This window comes from Methylobacterium sp. C1 (genome assembly GCF_001854385.1).
Classification (GTDB): Bacteria; Pseudomonadota; Alphaproteobacteria; order Rhizobiales; family Beijerinckiaceae; genus Methylobacterium; species Methylobacterium radiotolerans.
This window is the reverse complement of sequence record NZ_CP017640.1, coordinates 2,581,192-2,595,887: the sequence shown is the minus strand read 5'-3', so window position 1 is coordinate 2,595,887 and position 14,696 is coordinate 2,581,192. Positions and strand designations below refer to the sequence as shown.

Here is a 14,696-nt window from a genome sequence, read left to right as displayed (position 1 = left end):
CTTCGCCCGGGACTGACAGGTTTTTGTCACGGATGGTTCCGGGCCGATAAGCGTGCAGCCGTTGAGGCGCCGGGTGATAATCGCTAGCGTGCCGGCAAATCGGGAGGGTGCGCGGTCGTCGCACGGGATGGACATGGCACAGGCAATCCAGGCGACGGCTCCCGCCGCAGCGCCCCGCGAGCCCTGGTACAAGGTGCTCTACATCCAGGTGCTGATCGCCATCGCGCTCGGCGTGCTGCTCGGCTGGTACGACCCGGCCACCGGCAAGTCGATGAAGTGGCTCGGCGACGCCTTCATCGGCCTGATCAAGATGATGATCGCGCCGATCATCTTCTGCACGATCGTCCACGGCATCGCGTCGATCGGCGACCTGAAGAAGGTCGGCCGCGTCGGCCTGAAGGCGCTGGTCTACTTCGAGGTCGTGTCCACCATCGCGCTGCTGATCGGCGTCATCGTCGGTGAGGTGATCCGGCCCGGCGCCGGCTTCAACGCCGACCCGTCGAAGCTCGATGCCAGCAAGGTCGCGACCTACGCCAGCAAGGCGGCGGCCGATTCCACGGTCGCCCACATCCTGGCGATCATCCCGAAGAGCTTCCTCGACCCCTTCGCCACCGGCGACCTGCTGCAGGTGCTGCTGATCTCGATCCTCACCGGCGTCGTGGTGACGAATCTCGGCGATCGGGCGGCCTCGGTGAACCACGCGATCGACACGGCCGGCCAGATCTTCTTCCGGATCATCGGCATCGTCGTGAAGCTCGCCCCCGTCGGCGCCTTCGGCGCCATGGCGTTCACGATCGGCGAGTACGGGATCCAGAAGGTCTACGACCTCGCGTGGCTCGTCGGCACCTTCTACATCACGGCGCTGCTGTTCGTGCTCGTGGTGCTCGGGGCGATCGCCCGGGTGGCGGGCTTCTCGATCCTGCGCTTCCTCGCCTACATTAAGGACGAGTTGCTGATCGTGGTCGGCACGTCGTCCTCCGAGACGGTGCTGCCGCAGCTCATGACCAAGATGCGCCGCCTCGGCGCCTCGGACTCGGTCGTGGGCCTCGTGGTGCCGACCGGCTACTCGTTCAACCTCGACGGCACCAACATCTACATGACGCTGGCGACGCTGTTCCTCGCGCAGGCCGTGGGCGTGGACCTGTCGATCAGCCAGTACGCGACCATCATCCTGGTGGCGATGCTGACCTCGAAGGGCGCCTCGGGCGTCACCGGCGCGGGCTTCATCACCCTGGCGGCGACGCTCTCGGCGATCCCCAACAGCCCGGTCCCGGTCGCCGCCATGACCCTGGTCCTCGGCATCGACAAGTTCATGTCCGAGTGCCGCGCGCTCACCAACCTCGTGGGCAACGGCGTCGCCTGCGTGGTGGTCAGCCGCTGGGAGGGCGAGCTCGACGTCGCCAAGCTCAACGAGGTGATGGCCCACCCGGTCGCCATCGGCACCCACATCGCCGACGAGGCGCCGCAGCCGATGGGCACCGACAGCAAGGTCGCCGCCGCCGAGTGATGGGATCGCCCGCGGCGGAGAACACAGGTCGCCCGCGCCTCGGCATCGATCTCGGCGGCACCAAGATCGCCGGGATCGTGCTCAGCCGGGACGGGACGACCCTGGCCGAGGCGCGGATGCCCGCCCCGCGCGGCGCCTACCGGGCCACCGTCGAGGCCGTGGCCGACCTCGTCCTGCGTCTCGAGGCCGAGGCCGGCGCGCCCTGCAGCGTCGGCATCGGCATGCCGGGGAGCCTGTCCCCGGCGACGGGCCTCGTGCGCAACGCCAACTCGCACTGGCTCAACGGACACCCGTTCGCGGCCGATCTCGGCGCGCGCCTGGAGCGCCCGCTGCGGATCGAGAACGACGCCAATTGCCTGGCGGTGTCGGAGGCGATCGACGGCGCCGGGGCCGGGGCCAGCGTGGTCTGGGCGGTGATCCTGGGGACCGGCGTCGGGTCCGGCATCGCCCTCGACGGTCGGGTGCTCACGGGCCGCAACGGCATCGCGGGTGAGTGGGGCCACGGCCCGCTGCCGGCGCCCCGCGACGACGAGCGGCCGGGCGCCGCCTGCTACTGCGGTCGCCGGGGCTGCGTCGAGACCTGGCTGTCCGGTCCCGGCCTGGCGGCGGACCACGCGCGGCGGCACGGCGGCAGCCTCGCCGCCGAGGCGATCGTCACCGCGGCCCGGGCCGGAAGCCCGGCGGCACGGGAGACGCTCGCCGTCCATCTCGAGCGGCTCGGGCGTGCGGCCGCCCAGGTGGTGAACCTCCTCGACCCGGACGTGATCGTGATCGGCGGCGGCCTGTCGCGCATCCCGGAGCTGATCGCGGGCCTGCCGGCGGCGATCGCCCCCCACGTCTTCTCCGATGCCTTCGACACGCCCGTGCGGGCGAGCCTGCACGGCGACGCCTCGGGCGTGCGCGGGGCGGCGTGGCTGTGGGAGGCGGAGGCCGGCTGACAGCGGCCCAAGGCTTGCCCGACGCTTGCCCGAGACTTGCCCGACGCTTGCCCGAGCCCGATGGAACTGCCGAGCTCACGGAGACGTCGCTTGCGGGTCCGGAGGGGGCAGGGCAGGACGGCGGCACCGCATCGCCGAAGTCCCGATGATCGTCCGCACCCGGCCCAGCCTGCTGACCCTGCTGTTCACCCTGCGCGGCTCGATCCTGCCGCGGGTGGCGCCCAAGCTCGCCGGGATCATCGCAGTCTCGTGCGCGGTGGTGTGGGCGGAGTCGCGCTGGCCCGCGCTGTTCCCGATCAGCGCCGGTGTGACGCCGTTCACCGTGGTCGGGCTCGCCCTCTCGATCTTCCTGAGCTTCCGCAACAACGCCTGCTACGAGCGCTGGTGGGAGGCCCGGAAGCACTGGGGCAACCTGATCGGCGAGGTGCGCAACCTCGCTCGCTCCCTCCCGGCCCTGCTGCCCGAGCGGGAGGCCGCGCTCCAGCTCCGGCGCCTGTCGGCCTTCGCGCACGGCCTCCACGCCCGCCTGCGCGACCTGGACGAGGCCGCCGCCGTCGACCGGACCAGCCCGGGTTCGGACCTGTCCGGTCCGAACCCCACCGACTCGGTCCTGGCCGCCATCACCCGCGACCTCGCCGCGCTGACGCGCGCGGGCCGGCTCAGCGACATCCAGTTCGGCATCCTCGAGGCCCGGATCGAGGCGCTGTCGGGCGTGCACACCGCCTGCGAGCGGCTCGCCAACACGCCGCTGCCCTTCGCCTACACGCTGCTCGTGTACCGGACCGCGTGGCTCTACTGCCTGCTCCTGCCGGTGGGCCTCACCGGCTCGCTCGGCTGGGCGACCCCGATCGTGGTCGCGCTCGTGGCCTACACGTTCTTCGGCCTCGACGCCCTCGGCGACGAGCTGGAGGAACCGTTCGGCACCGAGCCCAACGACCTGCCCCTCGACGCCATGGTCCGCGCCGTGGACCGCATCGTCCACCACGCCCTCGGCGAGCCGATGCCCCAGGCGCTGGCGCCGGACGGGTACTGGCTGCGCTAGCGCCTACCCGTTCCAGGCGCGCAGCACGGGCTCGGTCCGGTCGTGCTCGTAGCCGAGGACCGAGACGCTCGCCGTGCCGAGGACGAGGAGCGCGCCGCCCCGCGGCTCCAGGCCGATCCAGCGCGCGGCGAGCACGCGCAGGACATGCGCGCTGGAGAACACGATCAGGTCGGCGTCGCGGGCGCGGGCCCGGGCGATGACCCGGTCCGCCCGGACACCGACGTCCGCCGCCGTCTCGCCGCCGGGGCAGCCGTCGCGGAACAGGCGCCAGTCCGGCCGCTCGGCCAGGATCGCCTTGGTGGTCCGGCCCTCGTAGGCGCCGTAATCCCACTCCGCGAGATCCGGGTCGATCATGCGGCGGTCGCCGAAACCCGCCAGCGCGCAGGTCGTGGCCGCCCGGCTCGACGGGCTCGACCAGACCTCCGCGTAGGCGCGGGCCGCCAGGCGCGGGGCGAGGGCGCGCGCCGCCTCCTCGCCCTCCGGCGTCAGGGGGATGTCGCTGCGCCCGGTATGCTGACCGGACAGGCTCCAGGCGGTCTCGCCGTGGCGGACCAGCGTGATCTGCGGGAACGGGCTCTCGGCCATGCGCGCCTCCCGGGCGCGCGGTCCGCGGCCCTGCCATCGATCCTGCCGTCAACGCGGCCGCCGCGCTACCGTCTCATCGGCTCGGCACGATCGCCTCAGGCCGGTTCAAGATCGCGCTTGCGTCCGCGTCGAAACGGACATAAACATATCTTTATGTCTATCGAACGCAGGCAAGAGGCGGGGTCGATCCCCTTTCCGGAAGCCCTGGGCGTCCTGCGTGCGGCCGCGGAGGAGACGCGCCTGCGCATCCTGGCGCTCCTCGTCGAGGGTGAGCTGTCGGTCTCCGACCTCACCGACATCCTCGGCCAGTCCCAGCCGCGGATCTCCCGCCACCTGAAGCTCCTGGTGGAGGCAGGGCTGGTCGAGCGCCACCGCGAGGGGGCCTGGGCGTTCTTCCGGCTGTCCGACGCCCGCGCCGGCCTGGCGGACCCGCTGCTGTCCGGGCTCGACCGGACCGCGCCGCCGCTCTCGGAGGACCGCGCGCGGCTCGACGCCGTCCGGGCGCAGCGGGCCGAGGCGGCCACGACCTTCTTCGCCCGGCTGGCTCCCAAATGGGACGAGCTGCGCTCCCTGCACGTGCCCGAGGCGATCGTGGAGGCCGCGGTGCTCGACGCCCTGGGCGACCGCCCGATCGGCAGCCTGATCGATCTCGGGACCGGCACCGGCCGGATGCTCGGCCTCCTGGCGCCCCGGGCCGGCCGGGCCACCGGCCTCGATTCGAGCCACGCCATGCTGTCCGTCGCCCGGGCCAACCTGGAGCGCCAGGGCCTCGCGCGGGTCGATCTGCGGCAGGGCGACATTCACGCGCCGCCCTTCGCGCGGGCGAGTTTCGACCTCGTCGTAGTCCATCAGGTGCTGCATTATCTCGACGACCCGGCCCGGGCGCTCCGCGGCGCCGCGCGGCTCGTGGCGCCGGGCGGCCGCCTGCTGGTGGTGGATTTCGCGCCGCACGATCTGGAGTTCCTGCGCACCGGACAGGCCCACCGGCGCCTCGGCTTCTCGGCCGACCAGGTCTCCGGCTGGCTCGCCGAGGCCGGCCTCGCCACGGTCGCCACCTGCGATCTGGCGCCGCGCGAGTCCGGCCAGCTCACCGTCACCCTCTGGCTGGCCCAGGACGGGCTGGCCCAAGACGGGCTGACCGACACAGAACAGCCTCAGCGCGCCGTCGCCTGAGACACCGAACTCCGCAGACTTCGTCTGAACCGACCGACATAGAGGACGAGACCCCGATGCGCCGCTCCACCCACCGCGCCAGCCGCGACGGCTACCACCCGATCCGCGTCTCGATCGAGTTCTTCCCGCCGAAGACCGAGGAGATGGAGAAGATCCTCTGGGCCTCGATCGAGCGCCTTGCCCCGCTGCAGCCGAGCTTCGTCTCGGTGACCTACGGGGCCGGCGGCTCGACCCGCGAGCGCACCCACAACACGGTGGCCCGGATGGTCCGCGAGACCAGCCTCAAGCCCGCCGCCCACCTCACCTGCGTCGACGCCTCCCGCGAGGAGATCGACGCGGTGGTCCAGTCCTACTGGGATGCAGGCGTGCGCCACATCGTGGCGTTGCGCGGCGACCCGGCCGAGGGCGTCGGCCACGCCTACCGGCCGCATCCGGAGGGCTACGCCTCGACCGCCGAGCTGGTCGAGGGGATCAAGCGGATCGGCGACTTCAAGGTCTCGGTCTCGGCCTATCCCGAGAAGCACCCGGAGGCGGCCTCGCTCGATGCCGATATCGACGCCCTGAAGGCCAAGGTCGATGCCGGGGCCGATCAGGCGATCACCCAGTTCTTCTTCGAGAACGAGATCTACCTGCGCTACCTAGAGAAGGTCCGGGCGGCCGGGATCACGATCCCGATCATCCCGGGCATCCTGCCGGTGCAGAACTTCAAGCAGGCGGCGAACTTCGCCCGCCGCACCGGCGCCTCGGTGCCCTACTGGCTGGCGGCCCGGTTCGAAGGGCTCGACGACGACAAGGAGACCCGCCGCCTCGTCGCCGCCGCGGTGGCGGCCGAGCAGGTGCTCGACTTGGTGGACGAGGGGGTCAATGACTTCCACTTCTACTCGATGAACCGCTCGGATCTGGTCTACGCGATCTGCCACCTGCTCGGCCTGCGCGCCCAGGCGCCGAAGCTGGCGGCCGCGAAGGCGGCGGCTTAGATTTCAGTGGCGCCCGGTTCGGGCGTGACTGGGGGTGACTGCTATGGCTGAGCCGCAGGATATGATCGTTCCGCTCCTCAGGGAGCTGAGGACCGAAATTCGGGATCTGAGACAGGACAACACGCGCGAATTTGCAGTCGTCAATCAGCGTCTGGAGCATATCGAAGGGCGCTTGGCAAACATGCGCGAGGCGATCAACGGCGAATCGGTCCTGGGCCGCTACGCCGCCGCAGAAGTCGAGGAGCGGCTCGAAGCGATCGAGAAGCGCCTCACCGCCCTGGAGAAGGCAGGCTGACCGCAGCCGGTCCGAAATACCCGCATATCCCACCCTCCACCTCATCCTGAGGTGCCGCGCGAGCGGCCTCGAAGGGGGGCTCCAGGGAACACCGAAATATCTGGAGGCCTCCTGCGAGGCCTCCGCTTCGCTCCGGCACCTCAGGATGAGGTGGCTGATGGGATCACCCGAATGACCGCTTTTGCCCCCGTTGACGGCACCGAGATCGCCAAGGCTCTGCGCCAGCGCGCGGCCGAAAAGATCCTCGTCCTCGACGGGGCGATGGGCACCGTGATCCAGCGGCTGAAGTTCTCGGAAGAGGATTTTCGCGGCGACCGGTTCAAGGATCACGGCCACGACCAGAAGGGCAACAACGACCTCCTGATCCTGACCCAGCCCGACGCGATCCGGCAGATCCACCTCGACTACTTCCTGGCCGGCGCCGACGTCTGCGAGACCAACACCTTCTCGGGCACCACCATCGCACAGGCCGATTACGGCATGGAGTCGATCATCCACGAGCTGAACGCCGAGGGGGCGCGGCTCGCCCGGGAGGCCGCCAAGCTCGCCGAGGAGAAGGACGGCCGCCGCCGCTTCGTGGCCGGCGCCATCGGCCCGACGAACCGGACTTTGTCGATCTCGCCCGACGTGAACAACCCGGGCTTTCGGGCCGTGACCTTCGATCAGGTCAAGCAGGCCTATGTCGAGCAGGTCCGCGGCCTGATCGACGGCGGCGCCGAGCTGATCCTGATCGAGACGATCTTCGACACGCTGAACGCCAAGGCCGCGGTGGCGGCGGCGTGGCAGGTCTTCGACGAGACCGGCATCCGCCTGCCGATCCAGATCTCCGGCACGATCACGGATCTCTCGGGCCGCACCCTGTCGGGCCAGACGCCGGCGGCCTTCTGGCACTCCCTGCGCCATTCCGAGCCGCTGACCTTCGGCCTCAACTGCGCGCTCGGCGCCCGGGAGATGCGCGGCCACATCGCCGAGCTGTCGCGGATCTGCGACACGCTGGTCTGCGCCTACCCGAATGCCGGCCTGCCGAACGAGTTCGGCCTCTACGACGAGAGCCCGGAGGCGATGGGCAAGCTGGTCGGCGAGTTCGCCGAATCCGGCCTCGTCAACATGGTCGGCGGCTGCTGCGGCACCACGCCGGACCATATCCGCGCCATCGCGGAGGCCGTCGCCGGCAAGGCGCCGCGGCCGATCCCCGAGGTGCCGCGCCTGATGCGGCTCTCGGGCCTGGAGCCCTTCGTCCTCACGCCGGAAATCCCCTTCGTGAACGTGGGCGAGCGCACGAACGTCACCGGCTCGGCCAAGTTCCGCAAGCTCATCACCAACGGCGACTACGCGGCGGCGCTCGACGTCGCCCGCGATCAGGTGGCAGCCGGCGCCCAGGTGATCGACGTCAACATGGACGAGGGCCTGCTCGACTCCCAGAAGGCGATGGTCGAGTTCCTGAACCTCGTCGCCGCCGAGCCCGACATCGCCCGGGTGCCCGTGATGGTCGATTCCTCGAAGTTCGAGGTGATCGAGGCCGGCCTGAAGTGCATCCAGGGCAAGCCGATCGTGAACTCGATCTCGATGAAGGAGGGCGAGGAGAAGTTCATCGAGGCCGCCAAGGTCTGCCGCTCCTACGGGGCCGCCGTGGTGGTGATGGCCTTCGACGAGCAGGGGCAGGCGGATTCCTACGAGCGCAAGGTCGAGATCTGCACCAAGGCCTACCGGATCCTGACCGAGCAGGTCGGCTTCCCGCCCGAGGACATCATCTTCGATCCGAACATCTTCGCCGTCGCCACCGGTATCGAGGAACACAACCCGTACGGCGTGGCCTTCATCGAGGCGACCCGCACGATCCGCGAGACCCTGCCGCACGCCCATATCTCGGGCGGCGTCTCGAACCTGTCCTTCGCGTTCCGCGGCAACGAGCCGGTGCGCGAGGCGATGCACGCGGTGTTCCTGTTCCACTGCATCAAGGCCGGCATGGACATGGGCATCGTCAATGCCGGCCAGCTCGCCGTGTATGACGAGATCCCGGCGGAGCTGCGCGAGCTGTGCGAGGACGTGGTCCTCAACCGCCGCGACGATTCCACCGAGCGCCTGCTGGAGGCCGCCGAGCGCTTCAAGACCGGCGCCTCGGCCCAGGCCAAGACCGCCGACCTGACGTGGCGCGAGGCGCCCGTCGAGAAGCGCATCGAGCACGCGCTGGTCAACGGCATCACCGAGTACATCGTGGCCGACACCGAGGAGGCGCGACAGAAGGCCGAGCGCCCGCTGCACGTCATCGAGGGCCCGCTGATGGCCGGCATGAACGTGGTCGGCGACCTGTTCGGCTCCGGAAAGATGTTCCTGCCCCAAGTCGTGAAGTCGGCCCGCGTGATGAAGCAGGCGGTCGCCTATCTCGAGCCGTTCATGGAGGAGGAGAAGCGCGCCAACGGCGGCGACGGCAAGCGCCAGGCCGCCGGCAAGGTGCTGATGGCCACCGTGAAGGGCGACGTCCACGACATCGGCAAGAACATCGTCGGCGTCGTGCTGGCCTGCAACAACTACGAGATCATCGATCTCGGCGTGATGGTGCCGGCCGCCAAGATCCTGGAGACCGCCAAGACCGAGAAGGTCGACATCGTCGGCCTGTCCGGCCTGATCACACCGTCGCTCGATGAGATGGTCCACGTGGCGGGCGAGATGGAGCGCGAGGGTCTCGACGTGCCGCTGCTGATCGGCGGCGCCACCACGAGCCGCGTCCACACGGCGGTGAAGATCCACCCGGCCTACGCCAAGGGTCAGGCGGTCTACGTCACCGACGCGAGCCGCGCGGTCGGCGTGGTCTCGAGCCTGATCTCCAAAGAGACCCGCGGCGCCACGATCGAGAAGGTCCGGGCCGAGTACGCCAAGGTCGCCGACGCCCACAAGCGGTCGGAGGCCGACAAGCAGCGGCTCCCGCTCGCCAAGGCGCGGACCAACGCGTTCAAGATCGACTGGTCGGCCTACAAGCCGGCCAAGCCCAGCTTCACCGGCACCCGGGTCTACGGCTCCTACGAGGTCGCGGACCTCGTGCCCTACATCGACTGGACGCCGTTCCTGCAGACCTACGAGTTCAAGGGCCGCTTCCCGGCGATCCTGGACGACCCGGAGCAGGGCCCGGCCGCCCGCGCCCTCTACGAGGACGCGCAAGGCATGCTGAAGCAGATCGTGGAGGAGCGCTGGTTCAACCCGAAGGCGGTGATCGGCTTCTGGCCGGCCAACAGCGTCGGCGACGACATCGCGCTCTACACCGGCGAGAGCCGGTCGGAGCGGCTCGCCACCTTCCACGGCCTGCGCCAGCAGCTCTCGAAGCGCGACGGGCGGTCGAACACCTGCCTGTCGGACTTCGTGGCGCCGGCCGAGACCGGCATTGCCGATTATGTCGGCGGCTTCGTGGTCACGGCGGGTCTGGAGGAGGTGCGGATCGCCGAGCGCTTCGAGCGGGCGAACGACGATTACCGGGCGATCCTCGTGAAGGCGCTCGCCGACCGCATCGCCGAGGCCTTCGCCGAGCGGATGCACGAGCGGGTGCGCAAGGAGTTCTGGGGCTACGCGGCCGACGAGGCCTACGGCCCCGATGAGCTGGTGCTGGAGAAGTACGACGGCATCCGCCCGGCCCCGGGCTACCCGGCCCAGCCCGACCACACCGAGAAGACGACTCTGTTCGACCTGCTCAAGGCCGAGAGCCGGATCGGCGTGAAGCTCACCGAGTCCTACGCCATGTGGCCGGGCTCGTCGGTGTCGGGGATCTACATCGCCCACCCGGAGGCGCACTATTTCGGCGTCGCCAAGGTGGAGCGGGATCAGGTCGAGGATTACGCCGCCCGCAAGGGGATGGATGTCCGCGAGGTCGAGCGCTGGCTCGGGCCGATCCTGAACTACGACCCGGCGCGGTACCTGCCGCAGGCGGCCGAGTAGGGCGGGCCACCGCCGTCATCGTGAGCGGAGCGAAGCGACCCAGGGCAGCGCGACATCGGTCAGCGTGGCGCTATCCTGGATTGCTCGCCCCGCCCGCGAGGACGGCCCGGCGGCCCCACCGGCCGTCCAGCCTCAGCAGGTCCCGGCGCCCCGCGTATTCACGTACAGCGCATAAACCGAGTGCGAGGCCGTCATCAGCAGCAGGTTGCGGTTGAGGCCGCCGAAGCACAGGTTGGCGCAGCGCTCGGGCAGGCGGATCCGGCCGATCAGCTTGGCCTGCGGCGAGAGCACGATGACCCCGTCCTCGGCCTCGCTCATCCCCCAGCCGCACCAGAGATTGCCGTCGACGTCGACGCGGAACCCGTCCGGCGTGCCGGTGCCGGCGTCGTAGAACACCCGCCCGTTCGCGGTCTTGGTGCCGTTCTCGACCACGTCGTAGACGCGGATCAGGCGGTTCGGCTTCGCCCGCGCCTCGATGACGTAGAGCTTGGACTCGTCCGGCGAGAAGCAGAGCCCGTTCGGACCCGCCACGCCCTCGACCGCGACGCTGGCCTGCCCCGTCCTGGGGTCGATCCGATAGACGGTGCCGGGCAGTTCCGGCGCGGCCATCGCCTCGTGCGGGTTCGGCCCGAAGGCCGGATCGGTGAACCACACGGCTCCGTCGGAATGGCAGACGACGTCGTTCGGCGAGTTCAGCGGCTTGCCGTCGAACCGGTCGAGCAGCGTGGTGAGGCTGCCGTCGTGCTCGGTCCGGGTGACGCTGCGAGTCCTGTGCTGGCAGGTGATCAGCCGTCCCTGCCGATCGCGGGTGTTGCCGTTGGCATAGTTCGATGGCTTGCGGAACACCGAGAGTGCGCCCGACGCCTCCTCCCATTTCATGATCCGGTCGTTGACCACGTCGCTGAACAGCAGCGATCCCATGTCGCCGAACCAGACCGGCCCCTCGGCCCAGCGGAAGCCGGTGGCGACCCGCTCCACCGTCGCCGAGGCGAGGCGGTACTTGGCGAAGGCCGGATCGAGGATCTCGACGGCCGGGTCGGGCACCCGCTGCGACGGCTCCCAGCCGGCTCCGGCCGCCCGCGCGGCGCCGAGCAGGGCCGCTCCGGCGAGCAGCCCCCTGCGTGCGATCATGACCATGGTCCCTCCCTGTGGTGCGGCCCGCCGCCTGTTGCCGACGGCTCGGGCCGGTCAGTGAATCTCGGGTTCCGGGATCCCCCCGGCGCCCTCCAGAAAGTCGAAATCGCACCCCTCGTGCGCCTGCCGCACGTGCTGGGCGAACAGCCGGTTATAGCCGCGCGGATAGACCCGGTCCGGCGGCCGGAACGCCTTCACCCGCGCCGCGATCTCGGCGTCGTCGAGATGCAGGTGGATCCGCCGCCCGGGCACGTCCACGGTGATGCGGTCGCCGTCGCGCACCGCCGCGAGCGGGCCGCCCGCAGCGGATTCCGGCGCGACGTGCAGGATGCAGGCGCCGTAGCTGGTGCCGCTCATCCGCGCGTCCGAGATCCGGACCATGTCGCGCACGCCCTGCCGGAGCAGGACCTTGGGGATCGGCAGCATGCCCCATTCCGGCATGCCGGGGCCGCCGATCGGCCCGGCATTGCGCAGGATCATCACGTGGTCGGGGGTGACGTCGAGGTCGAGGTCGTTCACCGCGGCGTTCATCGCGTCATAGCTGTCGAAGACCAGCGCGGGACCGGTATGGTTCAGGAAGCGCGGGTCGGCGGCCGGCGGCTTGATCACGCAGCCGTCCGGGGCGAGGTTGCCGTAGAGGATCGCGGTCCCGCCCATGGCCACGATCGGCCGGTCGAGCGGACGGATCACGTCGTCGTTGAAGACCTTCATGCCGGCGAGCCCGTCGCCGATCGTGCCGCCGGTGACCGAGCGGGCGTCGAGGCGGAGCAGGGGGGACAGGCGCGCCATCAGGGCACGGATCCCGCCCGCGATGTGGAAATCCTCCATCAGCCACTGACCCGACGGCCGGAGGTTGGCGATCACCGGCACCCTCTGGGCGAACTCGTCGAACTCGGTGAGCTTGACCGGGATGCCGGCCCGGCCTGCCATGGCCACGAGGTGGATCATCGCGTTGGTGGAGCCGGCGAGCGCGTTGTGGACGACCAGCGCGTTGTCGATCGAGCGGCGGTCGAGGATGTCGGACGGCTTCAGGTCCTCCCAGATCATCTCGACGATCCGCCGGCCGCAGGCGCCGGCCATCCGCGGATGATCCGCGTCCGCTGCCGGGATCGAGGCCGAGCCCGGCAGGGACAGACCCAGCGCCTCGGTGATCGCCGTCATGGTCGAGGCCGTGCCCATGGTCATGCAGGTCCCGGCGGAGCGGGCGATGCCCGCCTCCATGTCGTTCCACTGCTGGGTGGTGATGTTCCCGGCCTCCTTCTCGGCCCAGTACTTCCAGACATCCGAGCCGGAGCCCAAGATCGTGCCGCCGAAATGCCCGCGCATCATCGGTCCGGCCGGCAGGAAGATCATCGGCAGGTCCATGGAGATGCCGCCCATCACGGTGCCGGGCGTGGTCTTGTCGCAGCCGCCCATCAGCACCGCGCCGTCCACGGGATGCTGGCGCAGCAGCTCCTCCACCTCCATGGCCAGGAGGTTGCGGTAGAGCATCGTGGTCGGCTTGACGAAGTTCTCGGACAGCGACAGCGCCGGCAGCTCGATCGGGAAGCCGCCCGCCTGCCAGACGCCGCGCTTCACGTGCTCCACGCGCTCGCGGAAATGCTGGTGGCAGGGGTTGATGTCGCTCCAGGTGTTGATGATGCCGACGATCGGCTTGCCGGTGAAATCCGCCCGCTCGTAGCCCATCTGCAGCATGCGCGAGCGGTGGCCGAAGCTGCGCAGGTCGGTGGCGCCGAACCAGCGCTGGCTGCGCAGGTCGTCCAGGGTCTTCTTGCGCGCGGTCATCGCTCTGTCTCCGGTCTCACGCGTTCGGCCCGGCCGGGCGGACGGCGGCGAGCGTGATCGCCGCGGAGACGAGCGCGCAGGCCGCCAGGAAGTAGAGGCCGGCCTCGTAGGTGCCGGTGTGATCCTTGAGCCAGCCCAGGACGTAGGGGCCGACGAAGCCGCCGAGATTGCCGATCGCGTTGATCAGCGCGATCCCTCCCGCGGCCGCGGGCCCGGCCAGGAACTCCCCCGGCATCGCCCAGAAGGCGGGCTTGCTCCCGTAGAGCCCGAGCGTAGCCGCCGACATCGCCGTGAGCGCCCAGAGACTGCCCAGCACCGGTCCGGAGGCGAAGAGGCCGAGGGCGGCGACCAGGGCAGCGATCGCGAAGTGCCAGCGGCGCTCGTCGCGCCGGTCCGACGACCAGCTCCAGGCGATCATGCCCAGGGTGCCGACGCCGTAGGGCACCGCCGTGGCGACGCCCGTCTCCCAGTCGGTGAGGTGCAGGCTCTTCAGGATCGGCGGCAGGAAGAAGGTGATGCCGTAGGTGGCGGTGCCGATACTGAAGTAGATCGCCCCCAGCGCCAGCACGCGCCGGTCGGTGAGGACCTGCCCCAGGGTGAAGTGCCCGTGGGTCCTGACGGTGCCGTCCCGCTCCGCCGCGAGCTCCGCCTCCAGCCACAGCCGCTCCTCGACCGTGAGCCACGCCGCCTGTTCGGGCCGGTCGGTCATCAGCGCCAGGACCGCGAAGGCCAGCAGGATCGAGGGCGCCGCCTCGAGGAGGAACAGCCACTGCCAGCCGTGCAGGCCGAGCGCCCCGTCGAGCTGGAGCAGCGCCCCCGAGATCACGGCGGTGAGGGCGTTCGAGCCCGGGACCGCCAGGAACAGCGCGGCGACCACGCGCGCCCGGTACCGCTTCGGGAACCAGTAGGTGAAATAGAGGATCACGCCGGGGAAGAAGCCGGCCTCGGCCACGCCCAGCAGGAAGCGCAGGGCGAGGAAGCTCGCCGGGCCGGTGATGAGGGCCATGCTGCCCGCCACAAGCCCCCAGGTGACCATGATCCGGGCGATCCAGAACCGCGCCCCGGCGCGCTCCAGCAGGACGTTGCTCGGCACTTCGAAGATGACGTAGCCGAGGAAGAAGATGCCGGCCGCCCAGCCGTAGACCGTGGCGGAGAACCCGAATTCCCGGTCCAGCCCGAACGAGGCGAAGCCTACATTCGTCCGGTCCATGTAGGCGACGAAGTAGATCAGGACGATCAGCGGCAGAAGACGCCGCGACACCTTGGCGATCGTCCGCCGCTCGATCTCCGGCGCCGCATCGCCCCCGTGCAACCCCGCCGCCATGGCGTCCCCCCG

At 70.2% G+C, this 14,696-nt stretch carries 11 protein-coding genes; 7 read left to right on the top strand and 4 right to left on the bottom strand.

The window, feature by feature from the left end:
• Positions 1–133: 133 nt before the first annotated feature.
• The 3 genes from BKE41_RS11935 (at position 134) to BKE41_RS11925 (ending at position 3,487) form a co-directional block, all read left to right on the top strand.
• Positions 134–1,507, top strand: a complete 1,374-nt coding sequence (locus BKE41_RS11935) for a dicarboxylate/amino acid:cation symporter (RefSeq protein ID WP_012319104.1) — start codon at positions 134–136, stop codon at positions 1,505–1,507.
• The gene (locus BKE41_RS11930; RefSeq protein ID WP_012319103.1) at positions 1,507–2,445 is read left to right on the top strand and encodes an ROK family protein; all 939 of its coding nucleotides are present in this window, start codon (positions 1,507–1,509) and stop codon (positions 2,443–2,445) included. Before BKE41_RS11935 ends, BKE41_RS11930 begins: the two co-directional genes overlap by 1 nt.
• A gap of 145 nt (positions 2,446–2,590) precedes the next feature.
• A complete protein-coding gene (locus BKE41_RS11925; protein ID WP_012319102.1) occupies positions 2,591–3,487 on the top strand; it encodes a bestrophin family protein in 897 nt (298 codons plus the stop codon).
• A 3-nt stretch (positions 3,488–3,490) separates the two neighbouring features.
• On the opposite strand, the gene BKE41_RS11920 is transcribed toward BKE41_RS11925, so the two are convergent.
• Complete coding sequence (locus BKE41_RS11920; RefSeq protein WP_070999451.1) at positions 3,491–4,072, bottom strand: histidine phosphatase family protein; 582 nt, start codon at positions 4,070–4,072, stop codon at positions 3,491–3,493.
• Positions 4,073–4,225: 153 nt separating this feature from the next.
• On the opposite strand from BKE41_RS11920, the gene BKE41_RS11915 reads away from it, so the two are divergent.
• The 4 genes from BKE41_RS11915 to metH all read left to right on the top strand — a co-directional run bounded on the left by BKE41_RS11915 (position 4,226) and on the right by metH (position 10,441).
• Positions 4,226–5,245: a metalloregulator ArsR/SmtB family transcription factor gene (locus BKE41_RS11915; protein WP_070999450.1), complete on the top strand. Its 1,020-nt coding sequence runs from the start codon at positions 4,226–4,228 to the stop codon at positions 5,243–5,245.
• Between the two features lie 56 nt (positions 5,246–5,301).
• The gene (gene metF, locus BKE41_RS11910) at positions 5,302–6,222 is read left to right on the top strand and encodes a methylenetetrahydrofolate reductase [NAD(P)H] (protein ID WP_029359478.1); all 921 of its coding nucleotides are present in this window, start codon (positions 5,302–5,304) and stop codon (positions 6,220–6,222) included.
• Between the two features lie 43 nt (positions 6,223–6,265).
• Positions 6,266–6,517: a hypothetical protein gene (locus tag BKE41_RS11905; protein ID WP_029359480.1), complete on the top strand. Its 252-nt coding sequence runs from the start codon at positions 6,266–6,268 to the stop codon at positions 6,515–6,517.
• Between the two features lie 171 nt (positions 6,518–6,688).
• Complete coding sequence (gene metH, locus BKE41_RS11900; RefSeq protein ID WP_070999447.1) at positions 6,689–10,441, top strand: methionine synthase; 3,753 nt, start codon at positions 6,689–6,691, stop codon at positions 10,439–10,441.
• A gap of 132 nt (positions 10,442–10,573) precedes the next feature.
• Here the strand turns inward: metH and BKE41_RS11895 are convergent, their stop codons facing one another.
• The 3 genes from BKE41_RS11895 to BKE41_RS11885 are packed head-to-tail and all read right to left on the bottom strand — an operon-like array spanning position 10,574 to position 14,684.
• Complete coding sequence (locus tag BKE41_RS11895) at positions 10,574–11,578, bottom strand: SMP-30/gluconolactonase/LRE family protein (RefSeq protein ID WP_089231347.1); 1,005 nt, start codon at positions 11,576–11,578, stop codon at positions 10,574–10,576.
• A 51-nt stretch (positions 11,579–11,629) separates the two neighbouring features.
• Positions 11,630–13,360: an L-arabinonate dehydratase gene (gene araD, locus BKE41_RS11890; RefSeq protein WP_053622686.1), complete on the bottom strand. Its 1,731-nt coding sequence runs from the start codon at positions 13,358–13,360 to the stop codon at positions 11,630–11,632.
• 16 nt (positions 13,361–13,376) lie between these two features.
• A complete protein-coding gene (locus BKE41_RS11885) occupies positions 13,377–14,684 on the bottom strand; it encodes an MFS transporter (RefSeq protein WP_012319095.1) in 1,308 nt (435 codons plus the stop codon).
• Positions 14,685–14,696 lie beyond the last annotated feature (12 nt).

Bases quoted from the DNA above. Each gene is read 5' to 3' on its own strand.
- BKE41_RS11935 (WP_012319104.1), top strand. From the start codon at position 134: ATGGCACAGGCAATCCAGGCGACGGCTCCCGCCGCAGCGCCCCGCGAG.
- BKE41_RS11930 (WP_012319103.1), top strand. From the start codon at position 1,507: ATGGGATCGCCCGCGGCGGAGAACACAGGTCGCCCGCGCCTCGGCATC.
- BKE41_RS11925 (WP_012319102.1), top strand. From the start codon at position 2,591: ATGATCGTCCGCACCCGGCCCAGCCTGCTGACCCTGCTGTTCACCCTG.
- BKE41_RS11920 (WP_070999451.1), bottom strand. From the start codon at position 4,072: ATGGCCGAGAGCCCGTTCCCGCAGATCACGCTGGTCCGCCACGGCGAG.
- BKE41_RS11915 (WP_070999450.1), top strand. From the start codon at position 4,226: ATGTCTATCGAACGCAGGCAAGAGGCGGGGTCGATCCCCTTTCCGGAA.
- metF (WP_029359478.1), top strand. From the start codon at position 5,302: ATGCGCCGCTCCACCCACCGCGCCAGCCGCGACGGCTACCACCCGATC.
- BKE41_RS11905 (WP_029359480.1), top strand. From the start codon at position 6,266: ATGGCTGAGCCGCAGGATATGATCGTTCCGCTCCTCAGGGAGCTGAGG.
- metH (WP_070999447.1), top strand. From the start codon at position 6,689: ATGACCGCTTTTGCCCCCGTTGACGGCACCGAGATCGCCAAGGCTCTG.
- BKE41_RS11895 (WP_089231347.1), bottom strand. From the start codon at position 11,578: ATGGTCATGATCGCACGCAGGGGGCTGCTCGCCGGAGCGGCCCTGCTC.
- araD (WP_053622686.1), bottom strand. From the start codon at position 13,360: ATGACCGCGCGCAAGAAGACCCTGGACGACCTGCGCAGCCAGCGCTGG.
- BKE41_RS11885 (WP_012319095.1), bottom strand. From the start codon at position 14,684: ATGGCGGCGGGGTTGCACGGGGGCGATGCGGCGCCGGAGATCGAGCGG.